This is a genomic window from Pseudomonas fragi (assembly GCF_002269505.1).
Taxonomy (GTDB): Bacteria; Pseudomonadota; Gammaproteobacteria; order Pseudomonadales; family Pseudomonadaceae; genus Aquipseudomonas; species Aquipseudomonas fragi_D.
Genome location: NZ_NQKQ01000001.1, coordinates 325,263 through 350,467, shown reverse-complemented (window position 1 = coordinate 350,467; position 25,205 = coordinate 325,263). Strand labels below are relative to the sequence as shown.

25 protein-coding genes are annotated in these 25,205 nt (G+C 59.9%); 9 read left to right on the top strand and 16 right to left on the bottom strand.

Features of this window, described 5'->3' with window-relative positions:
* Window positions 1-70 precede the first annotated feature (70 nt).
* From CJU81_RS01475 to CJU81_RS01455, 5 genes are all read left to right on the top strand, one after another.
* Window positions 71-1,801, top strand: a complete 1,731-nt coding sequence (locus CJU81_RS01475; RefSeq protein ID WP_095035371.1) for a glucan biosynthesis protein G — start codon at window positions 71-73, stop codon at window positions 1,799-1,801.
* Window positions 1,794-4,346, top strand: coding sequence for a glucans biosynthesis glucosyltransferase MdoH (gene mdoH / locus CJU81_RS01470; RefSeq protein ID WP_095035222.1), 2,553 nt, complete (start codon window positions 1,794-1,796; stop codon window positions 4,344-4,346). Before CJU81_RS01475 ends, mdoH begins: the two co-directional genes overlap by 8 nt.
* A 284-nt stretch (window positions 4,347-4,630) precedes the next feature.
* Window positions 4,631-5,428, top strand: a complete 798-nt coding sequence (locus CJU81_RS01465) for a transporter substrate-binding domain-containing protein (protein ID WP_016783160.1) — start codon at window positions 4,631-4,633, stop codon at window positions 5,426-5,428.
* Window positions 5,429-5,502: 74 nt separating this feature from the next.
* Window positions 5,503-6,462: an amino acid ABC transporter permease gene (locus CJU81_RS01460; protein ID WP_441007397.1), complete on the top strand. Its 960-nt coding sequence runs from the start codon at window positions 5,503-5,505 to the stop codon at window positions 6,460-6,462.
* On the top strand, window positions 6,455-7,189 hold the full coding sequence (locus CJU81_RS01455) for an amino acid ABC transporter ATP-binding protein (protein ID WP_086799267.1): 735 nt from the start codon (window positions 6,455-6,457) through the stop codon (window positions 7,187-7,189). The genes CJU81_RS01460 and CJU81_RS01455 overlap by 8 nt, the downstream gene beginning before the upstream one ends.
* Before the next feature lie 124 nt (window positions 7,190-7,313).
* On the opposite strand, the gene CJU81_RS01450 is transcribed toward CJU81_RS01455, so the two are convergent.
* The 10 genes from CJU81_RS01450 to ubiE all read right to left on the bottom strand — a co-directional run bounded on the left by CJU81_RS01450 (window position 7,314) and on the right by ubiE (window position 15,064).
* Window positions 7,314-8,882 carry a methyl-accepting chemotaxis protein gene (locus CJU81_RS01450; RefSeq protein WP_095035220.1) on the bottom strand — a complete coding sequence of 523 codons (1,569 nt, stop codon included), beginning with the start codon at window positions 8,880-8,882 and terminating at the stop codon, window positions 7,314-7,316.
* Window positions 8,883-9,033: 151 nt separating this feature from the next.
* Window positions 9,034-9,744, bottom strand: a complete 711-nt coding sequence (locus tag CJU81_RS01445) for a 16S rRNA (uracil(1498)-N(3))-methyltransferase (protein WP_095035219.1) — start codon at window positions 9,742-9,744, stop codon at window positions 9,034-9,036.
* A complete protein-coding gene (gene tatC / locus CJU81_RS01440) occupies window positions 9,741-10,538 on the bottom strand; it encodes a twin-arginine translocase subunit TatC (protein ID WP_095035218.1) in 798 nt (265 codons plus the stop codon). The genes CJU81_RS01445 and tatC overlap by 4 nt, the downstream gene beginning before the upstream one ends.
* A 4-nt stretch (window positions 10,539-10,542) precedes the next feature.
* A complete protein-coding gene (gene tatB / locus CJU81_RS01435) occupies window positions 10,543-10,950 on the bottom strand; it encodes a Sec-independent protein translocase protein TatB (RefSeq protein ID WP_095035217.1) in 408 nt (135 codons plus the stop codon).
* Window positions 10,951-10,960: 10 nt separating this feature from the next.
* Window positions 10,961-11,239, bottom strand: a complete 279-nt coding sequence (locus tag CJU81_RS01430; RefSeq protein ID WP_019825245.1) for a twin-arginine translocase TatA/TatE family subunit — start codon at window positions 11,237-11,239, stop codon at window positions 10,961-10,963.
* A gap of 24 nt (window positions 11,240-11,263) precedes the next feature.
* Window positions 11,264-11,596 carry a phosphoribosyl-ATP diphosphatase gene (locus CJU81_RS01425; protein ID WP_095000832.1) on the bottom strand — a complete coding sequence of 111 codons (333 nt, stop codon included), beginning with the start codon at window positions 11,594-11,596 and terminating at the stop codon, window positions 11,264-11,266.
* Window positions 11,589-11,990 carry a phosphoribosyl-AMP cyclohydrolase gene (gene hisI, locus CJU81_RS01420; RefSeq protein WP_016783169.1) on the bottom strand — a complete coding sequence of 134 codons (402 nt, stop codon included), beginning with the start codon at window positions 11,988-11,990 and terminating at the stop codon, window positions 11,589-11,591. Before hisI ends, CJU81_RS01425 begins: the two co-directional genes overlap by 8 nt.
* Before the next feature lie 79 nt (window positions 11,991-12,069).
* Window positions 12,070-13,674 (bottom strand): ubiquinone biosynthesis regulatory protein kinase UbiB, encoded by a 1,605-nt coding sequence (gene ubiB, locus CJU81_RS01415; RefSeq protein ID WP_095027992.1) that lies wholly within the window; start codon window positions 13,672-13,674, stop codon window positions 12,070-12,072.
* Window positions 13,671-14,294: a ubiquinone biosynthesis accessory factor UbiJ gene (locus tag CJU81_RS01410; protein ID WP_095035216.1), complete on the bottom strand. Its 624-nt coding sequence runs from the start codon at window positions 14,292-14,294 to the stop codon at window positions 13,671-13,673. Before CJU81_RS01410 ends, ubiB begins: the two co-directional genes overlap by 4 nt.
* Window positions 14,294-15,064 carry a bifunctional demethylmenaquinone methyltransferase/2-methoxy-6-polyprenyl-1,4-benzoquinol methylase UbiE gene (gene ubiE / locus CJU81_RS01405; protein ID WP_016783172.1) on the bottom strand — a complete coding sequence of 257 codons (771 nt, stop codon included), beginning with the start codon at window positions 15,062-15,064 and terminating at the stop codon, window positions 14,294-14,296. The genes CJU81_RS01410 and ubiE overlap by 1 nt, the downstream gene beginning before the upstream one ends.
* Before the next feature lie 106 nt (window positions 15,065-15,170).
* Here ubiE and CJU81_RS01400 point away from each other — a divergent pair, with 106 nt between their 5' ends.
* Both CJU81_RS01400 and CJU81_RS01395 read left to right on the top strand, forming a co-directional pair.
* Window positions 15,171-15,446, top strand: coding sequence for a polyhydroxyalkanoic acid system family protein (locus tag CJU81_RS01400; protein WP_095035215.1), 276 nt, complete (start codon window positions 15,171-15,173; stop codon window positions 15,444-15,446).
* 144 nt (window positions 15,447-15,590) lie between these two features.
* Window positions 15,591-16,301, top strand: a complete 711-nt coding sequence (locus tag CJU81_RS01395) for a phasin family protein (protein WP_095035214.1) — start codon at window positions 15,591-15,593, stop codon at window positions 16,299-16,301.
* A 160-nt stretch (window positions 16,302-16,461) separates the two neighbouring features.
* Here the strand turns inward: CJU81_RS01395 and CJU81_RS01390 are convergent, their stop codons facing one another.
* The 6 genes from CJU81_RS01390 to CJU81_RS01365 form a co-directional block, all read right to left on the bottom strand.
* The gene (locus CJU81_RS01390; RefSeq protein WP_169845140.1) at window positions 16,462-16,833 is read right to left on the bottom strand and encodes a gamma-butyrobetaine hydroxylase-like domain-containing protein; all 372 of its coding nucleotides are present in this window, start codon (window positions 16,831-16,833) and stop codon (window positions 16,462-16,464) included.
* 65 nt (window positions 16,834-16,898) lie between these two features.
* The gene (gene hslU, locus CJU81_RS01385; RefSeq protein ID WP_083369675.1) at window positions 16,899-18,233 is read right to left on the bottom strand and encodes an ATP-dependent protease ATPase subunit HslU; all 1,335 of its coding nucleotides are present in this window, start codon (window positions 18,231-18,233) and stop codon (window positions 16,899-16,901) included.
* Window positions 18,234-18,301: 68 nt separating this feature from the next.
* On the bottom strand, window positions 18,302-18,832 hold the full coding sequence (gene hslV / locus CJU81_RS01380) for an ATP-dependent protease subunit HslV (RefSeq protein WP_016783176.1): 531 nt from the start codon (window positions 18,830-18,832) through the stop codon (window positions 18,302-18,304).
* Window positions 18,833-19,041: 209 nt separating this feature from the next.
* Window positions 19,042-19,734 carry an SPOR domain-containing protein gene (locus CJU81_RS01375; RefSeq protein ID WP_095035213.1) on the bottom strand — a complete coding sequence of 231 codons (693 nt, stop codon included), beginning with the start codon at window positions 19,732-19,734 and terminating at the stop codon, window positions 19,042-19,044.
* 1 nt (window position 19,735) lies between these two features.
* Window positions 19,736-21,472, bottom strand: coding sequence for an arginine--tRNA ligase (gene argS, locus CJU81_RS01370; protein ID WP_095035370.1), 1,737 nt, complete (start codon window positions 21,470-21,472; stop codon window positions 19,736-19,738).
* 177 nt (window positions 21,473-21,649) lie between these two features.
* Entirely contained in the window at window positions 21,650-23,869 is a 2,220-nt protein-coding gene (locus CJU81_RS01365) for a primosomal protein N' (protein WP_095035212.1), read from the bottom strand.
* Between the two features lie 214 nt (window positions 23,870-24,083).
* Here CJU81_RS01365 and rpmE point away from each other — a divergent pair, with 214 nt between their 5' ends.
* Together rpmE and CJU81_RS01355 are read left to right on the top strand one after the other, a co-directional pair.
* Window positions 24,084-24,335 (top strand): 50S ribosomal protein L31, encoded by a 252-nt coding sequence (gene rpmE, locus CJU81_RS01360; RefSeq protein ID WP_019825265.1) that lies wholly within the window; start codon window positions 24,084-24,086, stop codon window positions 24,333-24,335.
* 5 nt (window positions 24,336-24,340) lie between these two features.
* Window positions 24,341-25,168: a thermonuclease family protein gene (locus CJU81_RS01355; RefSeq protein ID WP_095035211.1), complete on the top strand. Its 828-nt coding sequence runs from the start codon at window positions 24,341-24,343 to the stop codon at window positions 25,166-25,168.
* Window positions 25,169-25,205 lie beyond the last annotated feature (37 nt).

The following is a 25,205-nucleotide window of genomic DNA, read 5'->3' as shown; positions in this document are numbered from 1 at the left end:
AGTGCTCGCCAACCTGGCATTTAGATCGCTGGCCGTTGGTTTCATCATCTGTTTTCGGCGAGGTTTGCTCGTGATTGTTAGTCCATTAAATGCACCAAAAATGTCTGCCAAGCGGTTACGCAACGCACTGGTGACGGGCTCTGCGCTCTTTTGCTTGTTCGGTGCGGGTCAACTGTGGGCATTCAGTCTGGATGACGTGGCGGCTGAGGCTAAAACCCTCGCCGAGCAGAAGTACCAAGCGCCGCGCAGCAATTTGCCAAAAGAGTTCCGCGACATGAAGTTCGCGGACTACCAGAAAATCCAGTTCAACCGCGACAAGGCTCAGTGGGCGGGCGATAAGACCCCGTTCAAACTGTCGTTCTATCACCAGGGCATGCATTTCGACACGCCGGTGAAAATCAACGAAGTGACCGCCACCACGGTTGAAGAGATCAAGTACGACCCGAGTCGTTTCGATTTCGGCGACGTCCAGTTTGACCCTAAAGCCACCGAAAACCTCGGTTGGGCGGGTTTCCGCGTGCTGTATCCGATCAACAAGGCGGATAAGCAGGACGAAATCATGACCATGCTCGGCGCGAGTTACTTCCGCGTTGTGGGCAAGGGCCAGATCTACGGTCTGTCGGCCCGTGGTATGGCGATCGACACCGCATTGCCGTCGGGTGAAGAGTTCCCGCGCTTCACCGAATTCTGGATCGAAAAACCCAAGCCAAACGATAAGCATCTGGTGATCTTCGCCCTGCTGGATTCACCACGGGCGACCGGTGCTTACCGCTTTACCCTGCGCCCGGGCGTGGACACGGTCGTGGACGTCAAGGCGCAAATGTTTCTGCGTGACAAGGTCGGCAAGCTGGGCATCGCTCCGCTGACCAGCATGTACCTGTTCGGCGCCAACCAGCCATCCAAGGTCCTCAACTACCGTCGCGAGCTGCACGATTCGTCGGGCCTGGCCATTCACGCCGGTAACGGCGAGTGGATCTGGCGTCCTCTGAATAACCCGAAACACTTGTCGGTGAGCAACTTTGCCGTTGAAAACCCGCGTGGTTTCGGCTTGCTGCAACGTGGTCGCGACTTTAGCCATTACGAAGACCTGGACGACAACTACCATAAGCGCCCAAGCGCCTGGATCGAACCACAGGGCGACTGGGGCAAAGGCTCGGTTGATCTGGTAGAAATTCCGACCGCTGACGAAACCAACGACAACATCGTTGCCTTCTGGAGCCCGGAAACCCTGCCAGAGCCACTCAAGCCATTTGATTTCGCCTATCGCCTGCACTGGACCATGGACGAAGCGTCCCTGCACCCGGCCGACAGCGCCTGGGCCCAGCAGACCCTGCGCTCGACCGGTGACGTCAAGCAATCCAACCTGATCCGCCAGCCAGATGGCAGTGTGGCGTACCTGGTGGACTTTGAAGGCCCGTCCCTCAAGGCCTTGCCGGAAAATGCCGCTGTGCGCAGCCAGGTCAGTGTGGGTGACAACGCCGAATTGGTTGAAAACAACGTGCGTTACAACCCTGAAACCAAGGGCTGGCGCTTGACCCTGCGGTTGAAAATCAAAGACCCGAGCAAGGCCACGGAAATGCGTGCAGCGCTGGTCCAGGACGTAGAGCAGGCTGCGCCGGCCAAAGCTGAAAAGGCCCCTGAGACCAAAGCCGAGAAAGCTGCGGCCAAGGCACAGGAGAAGAAAGACCACGCAGCCAAGGACGCCAAGGCGCCTGAAGCGACCCCAGCCACTCCGGAGCCGGTCAAGACTGAAAAAGTGCTGACCGAGACCTGGAGCTACCAGTTGCCAGCCGATGAGTAATGCTCAGCCCCACCCGGCCTCGCTCAGCGAGTACCTGGCGCACTTGCCACTGAGCGATGAGCAGCGCGCTGAACTGGCGAGCTGCACCTCGTTCGCCGAGCTGCATGCGCGCTTGTCGGCGCAGAGCGACGTGGATGCTGCCGAGGCCGCTCAGGCTTCGGTGGGCACGCGTCTGAACCTGACCTCGGCGGCTGAACTTGAGGAAGCAGAAATGCTCGCCCTTGATGCCAGCGGCCGGGTGATGCTCAAGGCTACGCCGCCGATTCGCCGCACCAAGGTAGTGCCAGAGCCATGGCGCACCAATATCCTGGTGCGTGGCTGGCGGCGCCTGACCGGGCGCAGCAACCCGCCCAAGCCTGAAATTGATGAACGTGTACTGCCCAAGGCCCGCTGGCGTACGGTGGGTTCGATCCGCCGTTACATTTTGCTGGTCTTGATGCTCGGCCAGACCATCGTTGCCGGTTGGTACATGAAAGGCATCATGCCGTACCAGGGCTGGGCCTTCGTTGATCTTGAAGAGGTGCTGCACCAGCCGTTGATGCAAACGGCCCAGCAAGTGCTGCCCTATGCCCTGCAAACCAGCATCCTGATCTTGTTCGGGATTTTGTTCTGCTGGGTATCGGCAGGTTTCTGGACAGCTCTGATGGGCTTTCTGGAGTTGTTGACCGGGCATGACAAATACCGCATTTCCGGCGCCAGCGCCGGTGATGAGCCGATCCCGGAGCAAGCGCGTACTGCGCTGGTGATGCCGATCTGCAACGAAGACGTCACCCGTGTATTCGCGGGTTTGCGCGCGACCTACGAGTCGGTGGCCGCCACCGGCGACCTGGACCGCTTCGACTTCTTCGTTCTCAGTGACAGCAACGACCCCGATATCTGCGTGGCCGAGCAACAGGCCTGGCTGGATGTGTGCCGCGAAACCGAAGGCTTCGGGCGCATTTTCTACCGCCGTCGCCGTCGCCGTGTGAAGCGTAAAAGCGGCAACCTCGACGACTTCTGCCGTCGTTGGGGCGGTGACTACAAGTACATGGTGGTGCTCGACGCAGACAGCGTGATGAGCGGTGAATGCCTGACCAGCCTGGTGCGCTTGATGGAAGCCACGCCAGACGCCGGCATCATCCAGACTGCGCCGCGTGCCTCGGGTATGGACACGCTGTATGCACGCATGCAGCAGTTCGCCACCCGAGTGTACGGCCCGCTGTTTACCGCCGGTCTGCACTTCTGGCAGTTGGGTGAGTCCCACTACTGGGGGCACAACGCAATTATCCGCATGAAGCCTTTTATCGAGCACTGCGCCCTGGCGCCGCTGCCGGGTAAAGGTGCGTTTGCGGGTGCGATCCTGTCTCACGACTTCGTTGAAGCCGCGTTGATGCGTCGTGCCGGTTGGGGCGTGTGGATTGCCTACGACTTGCCGGGCAGTTATGAAGAACTGCCGCCTAACCTGCTGGATGAACTCAAGCGTGACCGTCGCTGGTGCCACGGTAACCTGATGAACTTCCGCCTGTTCCTGGTCAAGGGCATGCACCCGGTACACCGTGCGGTGTTCCTGACCGGCGTGATGTCGTATTTGTCGGCGCCGCTGTGGTTCTTCTTCCTGTTGCTGTCGACGGCCTTGCTGGCGGTCAACACGCTGATGGAGCCGCAGTACTTCATGGAACCGCGTCAGCTGTATCCGCTGTGGCCACAATGGCACCCGGACAAAGCCGTCGCGCTGTTCTCGACCACGATCGTGCTGTTGTTCCTGCCTAAACTGCTGAGCATCATCCTGATCTGGGCCAAGGGTGCCAAAGAGTTCGGTGGCAAGTTCAAGGTGACGTTGTCGATGCTGCTGGAGATGTTGTTCTCCGTGCTGCTGGCACCGGTGCGCATGATCTTTCACACCCGCTTTGTACTGGCTGCGTTTCTGGGCTGGGCTGCGACCTGGAACTCGCCACAGCGTGACGATGACTCCACGCCGTGGAGCGAAGCGGTGCGTCGACATGGCCCGCAAACCCTGCTGGGTGCGGCCTGGGCGGCATTGGTGTTGTGGCTGAACCCGAGCTTTTTGTGGTGGTTGGTGCCGATTGTCGGCTCGCTGATGCTGTCGATCCCGGTATCGGTGATTTCCAGCCGGGTGAAACTGGGCCTCAAGACCCGCGACGAAAGCCTGTTCCTGATTCCTGAGGAATACGCACCGCCGCGTGAATTGTCGGCTACCGCCGAATACACCCATGAAAACCGCTACCACGCGCTGCATGACGGTTTTGTCCGGGCCGTGGTTGATCCACAGCAGAACGCACTGGCCTGTGCCCTTGCGACTTCGCGTCACCGTGAGGCCGAGCCCATTGAATGGCTGCGTACTGAACGTGTGCGTCACGCACTCAAGGTGGGTCCTCAGGGTGTTAGCGACAAAGAGCGCATGGAGCTTTTGAGCGACCCTGTTGCCTTGGCTCGCTTGCACGCGCTGGTGTGGAACGAAGGTCACGAAGGCTGGCTGAACGCCTGGCGTGAGTCGGTTGCCGCTGACCCTCATGCACCGTTGCTGCCGTTGCAACCTGCTGCTTGATGCCAACACAAACCCCACTTCGGTGGGGTTTGTGCTTTATGGGGGCTGTGGGAGCGAGCCTGCTCGCGAACTCACTTCGCGAGCAGGCTCGCTCCCACGCTAAATTTCTCGGTAGCGGTTTCATAGCCCACACCCGTCGCGCTTTTCTCTCGCAAAACTCGTCTCATAACCCTCAGTGAGTTAGCATCCGTTTTCGAATGGGTGAGTGCCCGGCTTTATTGGCTTTGTGCTTCAAGCCAGCCGCAGGCCAACACCTTAATTGAGTAGGTGAGGGGGAGTTGATGATGAAGAAGTTTGTCTCGAAACTGCTGTGCGGTGTCACTGCACTGCTGGCGATCAGCGCTGCCCATGCAGGCGCTATTGATGATGCGGTCAAGCGCGGCACTTTGAAGGTGGGCATGGACCCGACCTACATGCCTTTTGAAATGACCAACAAGCGCGGCCAGATCATTGGTTTCGAAGTTGATCTGCTCAAAGCAATGGCCAAATCCATGGGCGTCAAACTGGAACTGGTGTCTACCGGTTATGACGGCATCATCCCGGCCCTGATGACCAACAAGTTCGACATGATCGGCAGCGGCATGACCCTGACTCAAGAGCGCAACCTGCGCCTGAACTTCAGCGAACCCTTCATTGTTGTGGGCCAAACCCTGCTGGTACGCAAGGAACTGGCTGACAAGATCAAGTCCTACAAAGACCTCAATGACCCGCAATACCGCCTGACTTCTAAAATCGGCACCACCGGCGAAATGATCGCTCGCAAGCTGATGTCCAAAGCCCAGTACCACGGCTACGACAATGAGCCAGAAGGCGTACTGGACGTGGTCAACGGCAAGGCTGATGCCTTTGTATACGACGCGCCTTACAACGTGGTTGCAGTCAACAAGTTCGGCAACGGCAAACTGGTGTTCCTTGACCAGCCGTTCACCTACGAGCCACTGGCCTTCGGTCTGAAGAAAGGTGACTACGACAGCATCAACTTCATCAACAATTTCCTGCACCAGATCCACGAAGACGGCACTTACGATCGCATCCATGACAAGTGGTTCAAAGACACCGCCTGGCTCAAAGACATGGAATAAGGCTGATTGAATCATCGCGGGCTTGCCCGCGATGACGGCCTCCCTAGCGATACAAGACGTGGAACCTGAAAGTGATCAAACAAAAAAAAGTCCAGTGGCCCTGGCACGTATTGACCGTGCTGGTGCTCATCGGCCTGGCGGGTGCGTTGTATTACGCCACCTCGCTGATGTCGTACGAATGGCGCTGGAACCGCGTGCCGCAGTACTTCGCCTATCAGGCCGAAGAAGCCCAGCGGGCGGCTGAACACTCGACCATCATCGAACTGGTACGCAAGGGCGACACCGCCGAAGTCGTGCTGCGTGGCGAAGATGGCAATGAACAACGCGTGACTGTTGCCGGTAACAGCCTGCAACTGGCTGAAGGCGACGAAGTCGACGAAGGCGATGTGATTGGCGTCAACCGCCACTGGGCTGCCGGGCCGCTGCTGTGGGGCCTGTGGACCACGGTCTGGCTGTCGCTGGTGTCTGGCGTGCTGGGTTTGATCATCGGTCTGGCCACCGGCCTGTGCCGACTGTCGAGCAACCCGACCCTGCGTGACCTCTCGACGCTGTATGTAGAACTGGTGCGCGGCACGCCGCTGCTGGTGCAGATCTTTATCTTCTACTTCTTTATCGGCACCGTACTCAACCTGTCCCGCGAATTTGCCGGTATTGCCGCGCTGTCGCTGTTCACCGGTGCGTATGTGGCTGAGATTATCCGCTCGGGCGTGCAGTCCATCGCTCGCGGGCAAAACGAAGCGGCCCGCTCGCTGGGTCTCAACGGCAGCCAGTCGATGCGCTATGTGGTGTTGCCACAGGCGTTCAAGCGCGTGCTGCCGCCATTGGCCGGGCAATTTATCAGCCTGGTCAAGGACACCTCACTGGTGTCGGTGATCGCCATTACCGAGCTGCTCAAGAGCGGCCGTGAAGTCATCACCACCTCGTTTTCGCCGTTCGAAATCCTGTTCTGCGTAGCGGGCCTGTACCTGTTGATCAACCTGCCGCTGTCGCACTTCGCCAGCCGGCTTGAGCGGAGGCTCGCGCAAAGTGATTGAAGTTCGCGAACTGGTAAAAGTCTTCGACACCCGCGGCCACATCGTGCGCGCCGTGGACAATGTCAGCACCACCGTCGCCCAGGGCGAAGTATTGGTGGTGATCGGCCCGTCGGGCTCTGGCAAGTCGACCTTCCTGCGCTGCCTTAATGGCCTGGAAGACTTCGATTCGGGCTCCGTCAGCATCGACGGCCTGGACCTGGCCAACCCCAAGACTGACGTCAACGCTTACCGGCGTGAAGTCGGTATGGTGTTCCAGCACTTCAACCTGTTTCCGCATATGACCGTGCTGGAAAACCTGTGCCTGGCGCAGAAGGTTGTGCGCAAGCGCGGCAAGGCCGAGCGCGAGGCCAAGGCCCGGGCGTTGCTGGACAAGGTCGGGATCGGGCAAAAGGCCAATGAATATCCGTCGCGCCTTTCGGGTGGTCAGCAACAGCGTGTGGCGATTGCCCGGGCGTTGGCGATGGAGCCCAAGGTGATGCTGTTTGACGAGCCTACCTCTGCGCTTGACCCGGAAATGGTCGGTGAAGTGCTGGATGTGATGAAGACCCTGGCCCGCGAAGGCATGACCATGGTCTGCGTGACTCACGAAATGGGCTTTGCCCGTGAAGTGGCGAACCGCGTGCTGTTTTTCGACCACGGCAAGCTGCTGGAAGATTCCGCCCCGGAAGACTTCTTCACCTCGCCCAAAGACCTGCGCGCCCAGGCGTTTTTGCGTCAGGTGCTTTAAGAGCCCCTCACCCTAACCCTCTCCCGGAGGGAGAGGGGACTAAAGGCAAAAGCAGATCTGCGCTACACCACCAATCAGCTCCCTCTCCCTCCGGGAGAGGGTTGGGGTGAGGGGCTTTTGACTCTTAAACCTTGAACCTCGCCACCAGTGTCTGCAAATGCGTGCCCAGCCGCGCCAGCTCCGTGCTCGACGCGGCGGTCTCTTCGCTGGCGGCGGCGGTCTGATCCGAGATGTCCCTGACGTTCAAGACACTGCGGTTGATCTCTTCAGCCACCGCACTCTGTTGCTCGGCGGCGGCAGCAATCTGCTGGTTCATGCCCTGAATCGTTGAAACCGTGCGGGCGATGGTGCCCAGTGACTCGCCTGCGCGACGGGTCAGCTCAACGCTGTTGCCGGTCAGGGCACGGCTGCTGTCCATGCTGCTGGACACCTGCTGGGTACCGCTTTGCAGGCCGGCAATCAACTCTTCGATTTCCTCTGTGGATTTTTGCGTGCGCTGCGCCAGGCTGCGTACCTCATCGGCCACCACGGCAAAGCCACGCCCGGCTTCACCGGCCCGTGCTGCTTCAATTGCCGCGTTCAGAGCCAGCAGGTTGGTTTGCTGGGCCACGGACTTGATCACGTCCAGCACGCTGCCGATCTTGTCACTTTCGCGCTTGAGATGGCTCATGGCTTCGGTGGAGTGACCCACCTCAACCGCCAGTTTCTCGATCTGGGCAATGGCCTGCGCCACTACGGCATCCCCTTCGCGGGTCTGCTGGTCTGCGGCCACTGCGGCTTCCGAGGCCTCTTCGGCGTTACGCGCGACTTCCTGCACGGTGGCGGCCATTTCATTCATGGCTGTGGCCACTTGATCAGTTTCGACTTTCTGATTGTTGACCCCGGCACTGGTTTGCTCGGTCACGGCAGATAGCTCTTCGGCAGCACTGGCGATTTGCGTCACCCCGTCGCTGATTCCGCCAATCAGCTCGCGCAGGCCCTGGGTCATCCGTTGAATGGCTTGCTGTAACTGCCCCAGTTCGTCTCGGCGGTCGGTGTGGTGGTCGTGGGTCAGGTCACCTGCTGCAATGCGCTCAACGGTCTTGAGCGTGCGTTGCAGCGGTATCACGATCTGGCGGGTAATGACCCAGGCAGCAATGATGCCCAGTACCAGTGCCAGCAGTGTGCAGCCGATCAGCAGGTTGGTGGCCTGGCGGCTTTCGTAGTTGCGTTTGGTTGCCTGCAGGGCCGAGAGTTTCTGGCTTTGCTCGATCAACACATTGCCTTGCTGGTGCATGCGCTCAACGGCCTGATCACTGGCCTGGGAACCCTGGATCAGATCGGCGAAGGCGCGTTTGTACTCAGTCACGGCGTTGAGTTGCTGCTCAACCAGGGCCAGGTCGTCGGGAGCGGTCAGTTGCGAGCGCGTCTGCTCCAGTGCGTTGTCCAGTTCGGTCAGTTGAGTGGTCACGCCGGCAAGTGCGCTTTCACCGGGCTGGCGTTCATATTCTAGGCGGGCAATGCGCAGATCTTTGGTCAGGCTGATGATTTTCGAGATATTGGCCAGCTTGTCGCCACGGTCGATCACTGAGACCAGACCCTTCCAGCCCGTGCCGGCAATCAGCAGGGTCAGCACCAGTACCAAGCCGAAGCCCAGGCTAAGTTTGCGATTGACGCTTATATTGCCGAGCAGTGTGGCCAGCCAACGGTACATGGTGATACTCCTTTACTAACCGAGACTCGTGACGGTCTTTGATGGGTTATCAGGGCATCGGCGCGCAGGAGTAGAACTGAAGGGTAGTGGTCGAATGTGTGATGCAGATCAACAACCCGTAGTCGCTGCGCCTGCGACCACGGGTTATGGGTCAGAACAACCGGGCCAGCAGGGCGGTGACGGCGGTTTCTACCCGCAGGATACGTGCACCCAGTTGCACCGGTTGCAGCCCTGCCTTGGCCAGCAGGTCGATCTCGTAAGGGATCCAGCCACCTTCCGGGCCGATGGCCAGGGTCACGGCCTCGTCCAGCCCGCGCGGGCAGGCCGGGTAATCACCCGGATGGCCAACCAGGCCGAGGGTGCCTTCGACCAGCGCCGGTAAACGGTCTTCGACAAACGGCTTGAAGCGTTTTTCGATGATGACCTCAGGCAGGACGCTGTCGCGAGATTGCTCCAACCCCAGGATCAGTTGCTCACGAATGGCTTCAGGCTCCAGGAACGGTGTCTGCCAGAAGCTTTTTTCCACTCGATAGCTGTTGACCAGAATGACCTTGGGCACGCCCATCGAGGCCACGGTTTGTAGCACGCGGCGCAGCATTTTCGGGCGCGGCAGGGCCAGCAGCAGGGTCAACGGCAGTTTCGCCGGTGGCGGCTGGTCAAGGCTGTGGATCACCAGCTCGGCCTCTTTGGCCTCCAGGCGCACCAGTTCGGCGCTGCCCATCAACCCGCCGATGCGGCCCACGCGCAGGCTGTCGCCGACAGCAGCACGGTGAACTTCCTGCATATGAGTCAGGCGCCGGTCACGCAGGATCACGCGATCGGCGGCAATGAAATCAGCCTCTTCGAGGAGCAGCAGGTTCACGCTTGCGGTGCTGGCGGTTGGGCGTCGTTATCTGCCGATGGCTCGTCTGCGTCATCGCCGCGCTTGTTTTTGCTGACCAGGCTGCCAAACAGAATGCCGATTTCGAACAGCATCCACATCGGAATCGCCAACAAGGTTTGCGAGAAGATATCCGGCGGGGTCAGGATCATGCCGACCACGAAGCAGCCGATGATCACGTACGGGCGGATCTTGCGCAGGTATTGCACATCGACAATGCCGATCCACACCAGCAACACTACGGCCACGGGGATTTCAAAGGCCACGCCAAAGGCAAAAAACAGGGTCATGACGAAATCAAGGTAGCTGCTGATATCGGTCATCATCGCCACGCCTTCCGGGGTGGCGGCGGCGAAGAACTTGAACACCAGCGGGAACACCAGGAAGTAGGCGAAGGCCATGCCGGCGTAAAACAGGAAGATGCTGGACACCAGCAGCGGCACGGCGATGCGTTTTTCATGCTTGTACAGGCCGGGTGCGATAAAGCCCCAGATCTGATGCAGGATCACTGGAATGGCGATAAACAGCGAGACCATCATGGTCAGCTTGAGCGGCGTCAGGAACGGCGAGGCCACGTCGGTGGCGATCATCGTCGCACCCACCGGCAGGTACTCACGCAGCGGCGTGGAGACCAGGGTGTAGATCTGCTGGGTAAAGGCAAACAGCCCGGCAAAAATGATGAAAATCGCCGCGATGCAGCGCAACAGACGGGTACGCAACTCGGTCAGGTGCGAAACCAGCGGCATTGGCTGGTCGTGTTCAGGCTTATCGCTCATGCGCTTATGGGGCTCGCGGTGGCAGGGTGGGGTCGTGTGGCGCTGCCGGTTGAGGCGCAGGGTCGGCCGCGGTTTTGCTCAGGCTCACGGGCGAGGGGCTTGCAGGTTCGACGGGCGCTGCAACGACAGGCGGCTCGGTCGGCGTTAACGGCTTCACGGCGTCCTGCAGCGGAGCCAGAATTTTCTTGGCTTCCTCTTCCATCGACAGGATATGTTCGTTGTGCAGTTGGCGACGAATCTCGTCAGCACCGATTTCCCGTTCAACTTCCTGTTTGATCGCATTGAAGCTGCGTTTCAGGCGCCCGATCCACAGGCCCGCCGTGCGCGCGGCACCCGGCAGGCGCTCGGGGCCGAGCACCAGCAGGGCCACCAGGCCGACGAGCAGCAGTTCACTGAAGCTGATACCGAACATTGGTTTTGGCTCACACGTCTTTACGGGTTGGCTCTTCGACTTTTTGCGCCTGCACATCGATGGTGTGCGGCTCGTTCAGGGTCGAAGTGGTGTGCGGCTGCGGCGCGGCAGTTGGCTGCGCAGGCGGAACCACAGGCTCGGCTGGTTTCTCGTCGTCGTTCATGGCCTTGCGAAAGCCCTTGATCGATTCGCCGACATCCGTGCCCAGGTTTTTCAGTTTTTTGGTGCCGAAGACGAGGACGACGACTACCAGAATGACGATCCAGTGTTTCCAGTCAAAAATGCCCATGATCTGTTCCTTTGCAAATAAGGGTTAGGTGGACGGCCGCGAGGCTTTTTCCACATGGCCGGAGGTGCCGATACGACGCTCCAGTTCATCCAGTACGGCCTGAGGGTGCTGCCCCAGCTGGGCCAGCATGATCATGCTATGGAACCACAGATCGGCTGTTTCGTAGATGACATCGCTGCAATCACCGCTGATGGCAGCGTCCTTGGCGGCGATGATGGTTTCGATCGACTCTTCGCCAACCTTTTCCAGAATCTTGTTCAGGCCCTTGTGGTACAGGCTGGCGACATAGGAGCTGTCCGGGGTTGCGCCTTTGCGCGCTTCGAGCACTTGGGCTACGCGGCTCAGGGTGTCAGTCATGGGAGTGTCCTGCTTGATAAATGGCGTGCGGATCTTTAAGCACCGGGTCGACGGTCTTCCACTCGGCGTTTTCGTACACGCGGTAGAAGCAGCTCTGACGACCGGTATGGCAGGCGATATCACCGATTTGCTCGACCATCAGGATGATCACATCGGCGTCGCAGTCCAGGCGCATTTCATGCAGCTTTTGCACGTGGCCGGACTCTTCGCCCTTGCGCCACAGCTTGCCACGGGAACGTGACCAGTAAATGGCACGGTTCTCGGCCGCTGTCAGGCTCAGTGCCTCGCGGTTCATCCAGGCCATCATCAGCACGCGCCCGGTTTTGTGGTCCTGGGCAATCGCTGGCACCAGGCCGTCGTTGTCCCATTTGATCTCGTCCAGCCAGTCTTTCATGTTCGACTCCGACAACCTGCCTCAGCCCTGTGGCTGAGGCCTGGTGAATTGACAGTTTGCCAGCCTCGCCCGGGGCTGGCTATCGGCGCACGATCAGATACAAGCCCACGGCCAGCATTATGCCGGCAGGCCAGTAACCGGCAGTGTGCAACGGCCCGAGGCTGGCCAGCAAGGCACCGGCAGCCAGATGCCCGGCACCGATCAGGCGCAGGAACCAGCTGTCACGGGGCTCACGCACGACCAACTGCTTGTTGTGGGCGTGGGGCTGCGACATGCGTTCGAGCAAGTCGCGGGTCATGCCGGCCAGGTGCGGGATCTGCTCGACCTGGCTGTGCAGGTTGCGCAGCAGGGTTTTGGGGCTGACGCGCTCACGCATCCAGCGCTCCAGGAACGGCTGGGCGGTGCTCCACAGGTCCAGGTCGGGGTACAGCTGACGGCCCAGGCCTTCGATATTGAGCAGGGTTTTTTGCAGCAGCACCAACTGCGGCTGAACTTCCATATTGAAGCGCCGAGCCGTCTGGAACAGACGCATCAGCACCTGGCCAAAGGATATTTCCTTGAGCGGTTTTTCGAAAATCGGCTCGCACACGGTACGGATCGCCGCTTCAAACTCGTTGAGCTTGGTGTGCGCCGGTACCCAGCCAGAGTCAATGTGCAACTGCGCCACACGACGGTAGTCGCGCTTGAAAAAGGCAAACAGGTTGCGCGCCAGGTAGTCCTGGTCCTCGGGGGTCAGGCTGCCGACGATACCGCAGTCGATGGCGATATATTGCGGGGCCCACGGGTTTACGGTGCTGACAAAAATGTTGCCGGGGTGCATGTCGGCGTGGAAGAAGCTGTCGCGGAACACCTGGGTGAAGAAAATCTCCACGCCGCGCTCGGCCAGCATCTTCATGTCGGTGCGCTGATCGGCCAGGGCCTCAAGGTCAGTGACCTGAATCCCGTAGATCCGCTCCATCACCAGCACTTTGGGCCGGCACCAGTCCCAGTAGACCTGAGGCACATACATCAGCGGCGAGCCTTCGAAGTTGCGGCGCAGCTGGCTGGCGTTGGCCGCCTCGCGCAACAGGTCGAGTTCGTCGTAAATGGTTTTTTCGTAGTCACTCACCACATCCACCGGATGCAGCAAGCGGGCGTCTGCGCTCAAACGCTCGGCGGTACGGGCGAGGATAAACAGCCAGGCCAGGTCAGAGCCGATGATCGGCTTGAGACCCGGGCGTACAACCTTGACCACCACTTCTTCGCCGGTTTTGAGTTTGGCCGAGTGAACCTGGGCCACCGAGGCCGAGGCCAGCGGTTCAATGTCGAAACGGCTGAACACCTCGCTGATTTTAGCGCCGAGCTGTTCTTCGATCAGCTTGACCGCCAACTGCGGGTCAAACGGTGGCACGCGGTCTTGCAACAGCATCAGCTCGTCAGCGATGTCGGCAGGCAGCAGATCGCGGCGCGTTGACAGGATCTGCCCGAACTTGATGAAGATCGGCCCCAGATCCTGCAAGGCCAGGCGCAGGGCCGCACCACGGCTCAGCTCCAGCTTTTTGCGCGGAAACCAGCGCCACGGCAGGGCATAGCGCAGTGACAGCATCCACCACGGCAAGGGCAGGGCGAACAGCAGGTCATCCAGCCGGTAGCGAATGACGACGCGCTGGATGCGGAACAAACGGCGTATGGCAAGCAGCTTCATGCGTTATCGCTGGAATTGAGGGATCGGCCAAGGCGCTCAAAGCGCGCCTCAAGGCGATCCAGGTCGAGTTTGAGTTGGTCCAGCTCGTCAAAGCGCGCTTGCGCTTCACGTTCTCCGACCAAAGTGCGAGCTTCTTCGCTCAGGTATTCGGCCAGGTTCTGATTGAGGCTGGCGAACCCTTGCTGATACCAGTTGGCGCGGCTGCGAACATGACCACCGATCAATGCGCTGGCCACAGGCCCGATCCAGTTCGAGAGTTCATACTCCCAATCCAGCTCCAGGTCTTGCAGCACCGCCGCCAGCTCCATGAGCACTGCGCTGTCGCCTTCAAGCTCGACTTCAGGGCTGTGCAGGATGGCGCTCTTGTCCTTGCTCAGGGCGAGACGCAACAGGCTGCTGGCGGGGGCACGCAGAGTGCAGTCGGGTTCGGCGGCCCACTGGCTGGCCAGCATCAGGCCTTCATCGCTGGGCAGAATGAACAGTTGCAGCGAGGGGCTCGCGCAATCTACGGCAATCAGCTTGCCGGTCAAGGGGCGCAAGCGCGCCAGAGCCGTGCTGTCGAGCCGCAATACGCGGTTGACGCCGTGTTCGACGCTGGCGAGAAGGCCGCGCAGCAACATCAGGGCTTGATGCCGCGGTGCAGGGCGACGATGCCGGAAGTCATGTTGTGGTAAGTCACGCGGTCAAAACCGGCCTCGACCATCATCGACTTCAGGGTTTCCTGGTCAGGGTGCATGCGGATCGATTCGGCCAGGTAGCGGTAGCTGTCCGGGTCGTTGAGGATCAGCTTGCCCACCATCGGCATGAAGGCGAACGAGTAAGTGTCGTAGACCTTGGACATCAGCGCGTTGGTTGGCTTGGAGAACTCCAGCACCAACAGGCGGCCACCCGGCTTGAGCACGCGCAGCATGGAGCGCAGGGCGTCTTCTTTATGGGTCACGTTGCGCAGGCCGAAAGCGATGGTTACGCAATCGAAGTAGTTGTCCGGGAACGGCAGCTTTTCAGCGTCGGCCTGGACGAACTCGATATTGCCGGCCACGCCCTTGTCGAGCAGGCGGTCACGACCGACCTTGAGCATGGAGGCGTTGATATCGGCCAGCACGACCTGCCCGGTAGGGCCTACCAGGTGGGAAAACTTGCGGGCCAGGTCGCCCGTGCCGCCAGCGATGTCCAGCACCTTGTTGCCGGGGCGAACACCGGACAGCTCGATGGTAAAACGCTTCCACAGACGGTGCATGCCGCCCGACAGAACGTCGTTCATCAGGTCATATTTGCCGGCTACAGAGTGAAAAACCTCGGCGACTTTCTCGGCCTTTTGGCTTTCCGGTACGTTTTTGAAGCCGAAGTGAGTGGTGGGTTCGGCATCGCTGCCTTTGCGCTGATCAGTCATATCGCTGTCACCAAAAGAGAATGCTGGCCATTCTAATCCCGGTGGCCGGCTTTGTCTTGGCGAGGGTGAATGTATAGTGGCGGCTTTATTTACAAGGAGCGACGCCATGGCGCGTATCAGCGTTGAACGTACCCACAAACTGGGCCTTGAGGCCGCACGTGAAAAAGCTCAGCCTCTGGTCGAGAAACTGGCCAGCCAGTACGGTCTGACACCCACTTGGGCAGGTGACACAGTAAAACTCAAGCGTTCGGGCGTGAATGGCACCCTGCAAATCAGCGAAAACAACGTCAAAGTCGATGTTGAGCTGGGCCTGCTGATGTCGGCGATGAGCGGCATGATCCAGTCGGAAATCGAGCGCTCGCTGGATAAGGCGCTGTCGTAGTCGTCCTGCCGGTCTAATAGCGGCCACGCCCTTGATACAAGGCGGTTTAGCGTCTAAACCTGATGCAGGTGAGCACCTTTGTTCATCTTGATGATTCGACGATCCTGCTCACCGGCGTCGCGACATAACATTGAGGGGAACACGATGGCTGCTAAAAAACCGACTGCCGCTGCAAAAGAAAGCAACACCTGGGTAGGCAAGGTTGAAGAGTACTCACGCAAAATCTGGCTCGCAGGTTTGGGTGTGTACTCGAAGATTGATACAGACGGCAGCAAGCTCTTCGATACGCTGGTCAAGGATGGCGAGAAGGCAGAAAAACTGGCCAAGGACGCCGGGCACAAATTGGCCGAAGGGGTGAAAACATCAACCTCATCCGCGCGCTCGCGGGTTGAGGATGTCAAGGATCTGGCCCTGGAAAAATGGGGTGAGTTTGAAGAGGCTTTCGACAAGCGTCTCAATAGCGCCATTACCCGCCTGGGTGTGCCCAGTCGTGAAGAAGTCAAAGCGCTGCATGCGAAGGTCGAGACCCTGACCAAGCATATCGAGAAGCTCACGGCGGCGGCTGCCAAAGTTGCGGCCAGCAAGGCGCCGGTCGCGAGCAAGGCGGTGCCTGCCAAGGCTGCGGCAAAACCTGTGGTTGCCAAAGCGGCTGTGAAACCTGCGGTGAAAGCCCCCGTTAAAGCGGCTGCCAAGCCTGCAGCAAAACCTGCAGCCAAGCCCGCGGCGGTTAAAGCACCTGCGGCGGCGAGCAAGCGAGCACCTGCTAAAGCCGCGACTGCCAAACCGGCCGCCAAAAAACCGGCCGCTGTTAAAACGCCCGCGGTTGAGCCAACGCCAGCCGGGCCCATTGTGTAGTCGCTGACGAGCAGCGCGAGGCTGCGTCCGGCGGCGAAGCCGTCGCAAATCCGGTAAACGCAGAGCATCTGAATAACCGGAGTTGAGGTTCTACGACGGCTGCGCCGCCGGACGCAGCCTCGCTGCGCTCCTCAGCGGCTACAAAAAAGCTGAATCCGGCTCAAAGCATCAATTTGACCACTGAAACCGAAGGGTCGCGGGACTTGCCGGCTTTTTTCAGTTCCTGCAGGTAATCCGCCCAGAGTTCTTCCTGGCGTACGCCCAGCTGGTAGAGGTAGTCCCAGGTAAACAGCCCGCTGTCGTGACCGTCATCAAAGGTCAGTTTCAGCGCGTATTGGCCTGCGGGTTCTATCTTGCTCAAACCGACATTGATTTTGCCAAATTGCAGGATCGGATTGCCGTGGCCCTGGACCTCGGCAGATGGGGAGTGCACGCGCAAAAACTCGGCCGGCAGGTGGTGCTCTTCGCCGGACGGGTATTTGAGGGTGAGGGTTTTTGAGGCTTTATGCAGGTTGATGGCGCTGGGAATCATGGTCATGACCTTTGGTCATTGCACAAGCGCTGTAGCCGCCGGGGGCGGCTACAGGTGCGAAGGGCTTACAAGATGTAGCGCGAGAGGTCTTCGTTCTCGGCCAGCTCGCCCAGGTGGCTGTTGACGTATTCGGCGTCGATGCGAATCGGCTCTTCATTCTGTGCACTGGCGATATCACCGGCACTGAAAGACACCTCTTCAAGCAAGCGCTCAAGCAGCGTGTGCAGGCGACGGGCACCGATGTTCTCGGTTTTCTCGTTCACTTGCCAGGCGATTTCCGCCAGGCGCTTGATGCCTTCAGGCATGAACTCGATGTTCAGGCCTTCGGTTTTCAGCAGCTCGCGGTATTGCTCGGTCAACGAAGCGTGCGGCTCACTGAGGATGCGCTCGAAATCCTGTGGCGACAGCGCCTTGAGCTCAACGCGGATCGGCAGACGGCCTTGCAGCTCAGGCACCAGATCGCTCGGCTTGCTCAGGTGGAATGCACCGGACGCGATAAACAGGATGTGGTCGGTCTTGACCATGCCCAGTTTGGTATTGACGGTGCAGCCTTCGATCAGCGGCAGCAGGTCGCGCTGCACGCCTTCGCGGGACACATCGGCACCGCCGACATTGCCGCGCTTGGCGACTTTGTCGATCTCGTCGATAAACACGATGCCGTGCTGCTCAACGGCTTCCAGGGCCTTGGCCTTGAGTTCTTCGTCGTTGACCAGGCGGCCGGCTTCTTCGTCACGCACCATTTTCAGGGCTTCTTTGACTTTCAGCTTGCGGCTCTTGCGCTTGCCTTTGCCCATGTTGGCAAACAGGCTTTGCAACTGGTTGGTCATTTCTTCCATGCCAGGCGGCGCGGAGATATCGACGCCCACAGCATCGGCCACTTCGATTTCAATTTCCTTGTCGTCCAGCTGGCCTTCGCGCAGACGCTTGCGGAACAGCTGGCGAGTGTTGGAGTCCTGCGGTACGGCAGCTTCTTCGCCGAACGTGCGGGCAGGTGGCAGCAGGGCGTCGAGGATGCGCTCTTCAGCGGCGTCTTCGGCGCGGTGGCGAACCTTGACGATTTCCTGCTCGCGCAGCAGCTTGATGGCTGCGTCAGCCAGATCACGGATGATCGACTCGACGTCACGGCCTACATAGCCGACTTCGGTGAACTTGGTCGCTTCAACCTTGATGAACGGTGCGTTGGCCAGCTTGGCCAGGCGACGGGCGATTTCGGTTTTGCCGACACCGGTCGGGCCGATCATCAGAATGTTTTTTGGCGTCACTTCAACGCGCAGTTCTTCGGGCAGTTGCATCCGGCGCCAGCGGTTACGCAGCGCGATGGCAACGGCGCGCTTGGCGTCGTCCTGGCCGATGATGTGGCGATTGAGTTCGTGGACAATTTCGCGGGGAGTCATGGACATAATAGTTGGCGTTCCTCTAGCAGAATCAAGGTTCACAAACGGGCCGTTGAACCGGCCCGGCAGGTGACTTATTCAGCGAGGTCCTGCTCCTCAATAGTGATGTTGTGGTTGGTGAACACGCAGATGTCGCCAGCGATACCGAGGGCGGTTTCGGCGATTTCGCGGGCCGAGAGCTCGGTTTTCATCAGCAGGGCGCGGGCCGCTGCCTGGGCGAATGCACCGCCCGAACCCATTGCGATCAAGCCGTCTTCAGGCTCAACCACGTCACCGTTACCGGTGATGATCAAGGATGCGTCTTTATTGGCAACGGCCAACATGGCTTCAAGGCGGCTCAGCGAGCGGTCGGTACGCCATTCTTTGGCCAACTCGACAGCGGCGCGAACCAGATGGCCCTGGTGCTTTTCAAGCTGGCCTTCAAAACGTTCGAACAGGGTGAATGCATCAGCGGTGGCACCGGCGAAACCGGCGATGACCTGGCCGTGGTAAAGGCGACGGACTTTTTTCGCGTTGCCTTTCATCACGGTATTGCCAAGAGAAACCTGGCCGTCGCCAGCCATGACGACTTTGCCGTGGCGGCGTACTGAAACGATGGTGGTCAAGGGAGAGTCTCCACGCAGCGGGGCGAAAATGCCTGATGGAAATACATATGGGGGTTGTCGCGGATTTTTCAACAGCGGGGAGGGAATGGGGATGAACGGGGAGGCGGGATTTGGCGAAGATGTTGTGGGAGCGAGCTTGCTCGCGATGATGCCTTCGCGATCAGGCTCGCTCCCACAGGGTTTGTATTTACCTGTGGAAGCGGCTGGTATCAGCGGCGCTGTTGCAGCAGCAAGTTGTTGAACCCGCCACCCGCCAATTGCTTTTGGGCCACGGTCAACTGGTCGCGATTGCTGAACGGGCCGACCAGCACCCGGTACCAGGTTTCGTCTTTCACGGTGCCGGCTTCAACCGTAGCGGTCTGGCCCAGCAGGATGATTTGCGCGCGCACTTTCTCGGCATCGGCCTGCTTGCGGAATGAGCCCGCTTGCAGGAAGAACTTGGTCACCGGTGCTGCCTTGACCACTGGCGGCGCAGGAGGCGGAGTGATTCCGCTCAAGGCCGCCTGGGCGCGGGCGGTGTCGATCTTCGCTGCTTCAGCCGGTGTTACCGGTGTCAGCGGCGCGGTTTGCGGCGTCGGCAGGGTCTTCTCGGGCACGGCTTCCGGTGGCACGAGCACTTCAGACTCGGGCAGCAAGGTATAGAAGTCGTACTTGGGCTTGACCGGCTGAGTCGGGCTCGGCGCAGTTTTGTTGGCTTCGGCCACTTTTGTGGCTTTCTGCTGCTCTTGCTTGACCCGTTTGACATCATCACCCTGGCCGGGTTCGAGCTTCATCAGAAACACGATAAAGGCGCCCACGGTCAGGCCGATGGCCATCCATAGCCAGCCCGGAATCGGCTTTTTGGCGGGCGCCTGATACCGGCTGGCGCCACGCTTGGGTGCTGGTTTTTTCTTGGCGGCCAACTTACATGCGCTCCAGGGTTTCCAGACCCAGCAGTTCCAGGCCTTGCTTGAGGGTACGGCCTGCCAGTGCCGCCAGACGCAAGCGGCTTTGTTTTTGCGCTTCGTCTTCTGCGTTCAGGATCGGGCAGTTCTCGTAGAAGCTGGAGAACAGGCCGGCCACTTCGTACAGGTAGGTGCAGAGGGTGTGCGGCGTGCCTTTTTCGGCAACGTTGTTCAGCACTTCGCTGAACTGCGCCAGTTTGGCCGCCAGTTCTTGCTCTTGCGGGGCTTCAAGCACGATCTGGCCCTGAACTTCTTCAAAACCCTTGCCCAGCTTGCGGAGCACGCCCGCGACACGGGTGTAGGCATACAGCAGGTATGGCGCTGTATTGCCTTCGAAGTTGAGCATCAGGTCAAAGTTGAAGCTGTAGTCGCTGGTGCGATGCTTGGACAGGTCGGCGTATTTCACCGCGCCAATCCCGACAACTTTGGCAATGGCGCGCAGTTCGTCTTCAGGCAGCTCCGGGTTTTTCTCTTTAACCAGTGTGTAGGCGCGCTCTTTGGCTTCGTTGAGCAGGTCGATCAGTTTGACCGTACCGCCATCACGGGTCTTGAATGGACGGCCGTCGGCGCCGTTCATGGTGCCGAAGCCCATGTGTTCCATTTCCATCGGATGGGTGATGAAGCCGGCCTTGCGCGCAACTGCGAATACTTGCTGGAAGTGCAGAGCCTGACGCTGGTCGACAAAGTACAGGGCGCGATCGGCTTTCAATACGCCGCTGCGGTAGCGGATGGCCGCCAGGTCAGTGGTGGCGTAAAGATAGCCACCGTCGGCCTTGACGATGATGACGGGCAGCGGCTCGCCTTCGGCATTCTTGAACTCGTCGAGGAACACGCACTGGGCGCCGTTGCTCTCGACCAGCATGCCTTTGGCCTTGAGATCGTTGACTACGTTGATCAGGTCATCGTTGTAGGCGCTTTCGCCCATTACGTCGGCCATGGTCAGTTTTACGTTCAACTGCTCATAGATTTTCTGGCAGTGGGACAGCGAGATGTCCTTGAACTTGGTCCACAGCGCCAGGCAGTCCGGGTCGCCGGCTTGCAGCTTGACCACCAGACTACGGGCGCGATCGGCAAATTCCGGCGACTCGTCAAAGCGTTTCTTGGCTGCGCGGTAGAAGTTTTCGAGGTCACTCAGCTCGTCGCTGGTGATCGGGTTCTCTTCCAGGTAGGCCATCAGCATGCCGAACTGGGTGCCCCAGTCGCCTACGTGGTTCTGGCGAATCACTTCGTCGCCCAAAAATTCCAGGACGCGAGCCACGCCGTCGCCAATGATGGTGGAGCGCAAATGGCCCACGTGCATCTCTTTGGCCAGGTTGGGCGCGGACATGTCGATCACGGTACGCATGGCAGGGGTGGCCTTGCGCACGCCGATTTTTGCATCGGCCAGTGCGGCATCAAGGCGCGAGGCCAGGGCCTGGGTGTTCTGGAAGAAGTTCAGAAAGCCCGGGCCTGCGATTTCGGTCTTGCTGATCTGCTCATCAGCCGGCAGGGCGGCGATGATTTTTTCAGCCAGGTCACGGGGCTTCATGCCTGCAGGCTTGGCCAGCATCATGGCGATGTTGCTGGCGAAGTCGCCGTGGGTTTTGTCACGGGCGTTTTCCACCTGAATCGCTGGCGTCAGGCCTTCAGGCAACACACCTTCTGTGACGAGTTGAGCTAGGGCTTGTTGAATAAGCTGGCGAATGGTGTCTTTCATGGTCTTCTCTTTCGACCGCAAGCGCGGTAGCGCTTCAGTGCGCAGGTGGAAAAACAGGGGATTATCGGTCTTCCGGGCCGCAAGCTGCAAGCCGCAAGCGACAAGCATGGGGCTGCTCTTCAATGGTCGTTGCTTTTCACTTATAGCTTGAGGCTCGAAGCTTGCCGCTGCGTTACATCAATAAAGGTCTACCGGGTCCACGTCCAGCGACCAGCGTACCTGGCGACCACTGGGCATTTGTTCAAGGGCCAGCAGCCATTGGCTGAGCAAACGATGCAGCGGTGCGCGGGCGTTGGCTTGTAATAGTAGTTGAGCACGATAGCGCCCGGCCCTGCGTTCCATTGGCGCAGGCACCGGGCCGAGCAGCTCGATGCCGCTCAGATTCAACTCGCCCAGCAGGCGCTCGGCCTCGCTGCAGGCTTCATCCAGAAAACCCTCTGCCTGCCCGGGTTTATGGGCTTCGGCGCGTAACAGCGCCAGATGCGCGAAAGGTGGCAGCCCCGCAGCCCGGCGCTCGCTCAGGGCCTGCTCGGCGAAGGCGAAATAACCCTGTTCGGTCAGCTGGATCAGTAACGGGTGGTCGGCCAGATGGGTCTGGATAATCACCTTGCCCGGCTCTTCGGCCCGCCCGGCACGGCCGGCGACCTGCACGATCAACTGGGCCATGCGCTCGCTGGCACGGAAGTCGCCGGAGAACAGGCCGCCATCGGCGTCCAGAATCGAAACCAGGGTTACTCGGGGGAAGTGATGGCCCTTAGCAAGCATTTGCGTGCCGATGAGAATGCACGGCTGGCCCTTCTGAATAGTGGCAAACAGCTGGTTCATCGCGTCCTTTCGCGAGGTGCTGTCGCGATCAACCCGCAGTACCGGGTAATCGGGAAACAGGATGCCCAGCCGCTCTTCGGCCCGTTCGGTGCCAGCGCCGACTGGCCGCAAATCGACTTTGCCGCACTGCGGGCAGTTGCGCGGCACGCGCTCGACATAGCCGCAGTGATGGCAACGCAGTTCGCCGGAGCGCTGATGAACGGTCATGCGCGCATCGCAGCGCTGGCATTCAGACATCCAGCCACAGTCATGGCACAGCAATGTCGGCGCGAAGCCGCGACGGTTCAAGAACACCAGTACTTGCTGACCTGCGGCGAGCGTCTGGCCAATGGCTTGCTGCATCGGCCCGGAAATCCCGCTGTCCAGTGGACGGCTTTTCACATCCAGGCGCAGGAAGCGTGGTTGCTTGGCCCCGCCCGCGCGTTCATTCAAGCGCAGCAAGCCATAACGGCCGGTGTAGGCGTTATGCAGGCTTTCCAGTGATGGTGTCGCGGAGCCGAGCACGATGGGGATGTTTTCCTGTCGGGCGCGGACCAGCGCAAGGTCGCGTGCGTGGTAGCGCAAACCTTCCTGCTGTTTATAGGAGCCGTCGTGTTCTTCGTCGATGATAATCAGCCCCGGGTTTTTCATCGGGGTGAACAGCGCCGAGCGGGTACCAATAATAATGTCGGCTTCGCCATCTCGTGCCGCCAGCCAGCTTTCGAGGCGTTCGCGATCGTTGACCGCCGAATGCACCAGGGCGATACGGGCATTGAAGCGCTGTTCGAAACGGGCCAGGGTCTGCGGGCCCAGGTTGATCTCGGGGATCAGCACCAGCGCCTGCTTGCCCGCCTGGAGGGTTTCGCGGATCAGTTGCAAATACACTTCGGTCTTGCCGCTGCCAGTGACCCCGGCCAGCAGGAAGGCATGGAAATGGTCGAAGCCTGCTCGAATCGCTTCATAGGCCGCCCGCTGCTCATTGTTGAGCGGCAGTTCGGGCTGGGCCAGCCAATGTTCGTGACGCTCGGCGGGGGCGTGACGGCGTACTTCAACGGTGACCAGTTCTTTGGCCAGCAACAGGTCGAGGCTGTCTTTGCTCAGCATCAACTTGCTTAATAGCTGATGAGCCACGCCGTGGGGGTGCTGGGCAAGAGTGGCCAGTGCTTCGCGCTGGCGCGGGGCGCGGGCAATGCGGGGGTCGTCCATTTTGGCGTCGGGGGCAATCTGCCAGAACCGCTCCTGGCGGGTCTCGGCCAGTTCGCCCTGACGCAGCAAGACCGGCAGCGCCCAGCTCAGGGTGTCGCCCAGGCTGTGCTGGTAGTACTGCGAAGTCCACAGGCACAGCTTGAATAAGGAAGCCGGTAACGGCGGCACGACGTCAAGCAGGGCAATCGCCGGCTTGAGCTTGTCGGCCGGTACTTCGCTGTGGTCGACCACCTCGACCAGAATGCCGATCATCTCGCGTCGTCCGAACGGCACCCGCAGGCGCATGCCCGGTTGTAATTGACTGCGCAGCACGCCGGCAGGCGCCCGGTAATCAAACAGGCGGCGCAAAGGGGAAGGCAGGGCAAGGCGCAAAATGGCGTCGGGCACGCGGGGCTCTCAAGTGATGAACGGCAAAGATGGCCGGGAGCCTAGCAGACAACGCAGCGCGGGACTCAAAGCCAGCTCAATGAAGGGTGAAACTTGTTTGCGGATCATGCTTTGCCGCTTGCGTCAATGCAAAGGTCTGGTATTATCGGCGCCCTAATTTTACGTGCGGTATTCAACAATGGTGTTGAGTGGCGGCACGCTAGAGGAATACCCCATGAAAGCCGATATCCATCCAGCGTACGAAACAATCCTGGTAACTTGCAGCTGCGGCAACAAGTTCGAAACTCGTTCGAACCTGTGCAAGCCACTGGGCACTGACGTATGCAACGAGTGCCACCCGTTCTACACCGGTAAGCAGAAGACTCTGGACATTGGCGGTCGTGTTGATCGCTTCAAGACTCGTTTTGGTGCTTTCGGCGCTAAAGCAGCAGCTCCAGCAGCAGAAGCAGAAAAAGCAGCCGAGTAAGGCTGATGACCTTGAGCAGCCTTTTTGGTCTGGTCAGGTTATTGAAAAAGGCGTCCCTTGCGGGCGCCTTTTTTGTGCCTGCGATTTGGCTGGGCAATGCTTGGGCGGCGCCGCTTTGCCCGGCACCGGGCGGTGTGTCCTACGCGCTGGTAGAGCGGGTGAGCGATGGCGATACCCTGCGCCTCAAGGATGGCCGCAGCGTGCGCATGATCGGCATCAATACGCCGGAGACAGGCAAGCCGGGCAAGTCCGCCGAGCCCTTTGCCGACGCGGCACGCAAGCGCCTGCAAGCGCTGGTGGCACAGAGCAATGGTCGGGTCGGGCTGCTGGCAGGCAAACAGTCCAGGGACCGTTATGGTCGTACTCTGGCCCATGTGTTTGGTGCCGATGGCAGCAACCTTGAGGCCCGATTACTGGCTGCCGGCCTGGGGTATCAGGTGGCAATCGCGCCGAATGTGGCGCTGCTTGGCTGTCAGCAGGCTGCTGAGCGCAGTGCGCGCAAGGCTCGCCTGGGGCTTTGGCGGCAGTCGCCGGTGCTGGCGCCACAGCAGATACGCCGCTCGGGGTTCGCCCTGGTGGGGGGCACGGTCAGTAAGGTCCAGCGCAACCAGGGTGGGCTTTGGATCGATCTGCAGGGTGGCCTGGTGTTGCACATTGGTCTCAAGCAACTGGCCAGCTTCAGCCAAAAGCAACTCGCCAGTCTGCAAGGTGCGAAAATCGAGGCCAGAGGCTGGGTACTGGACCGTTCGCAACGAGGCGGCTTGAAGGCAGGTCAGGCGCGCTGGGTATTGCCTTTGAGTCATCCTGGGATGCTGAAAGTCATTGCGCGCTAAAAATTGTAGACAATTTTAAACGCAGATTGTGAACACT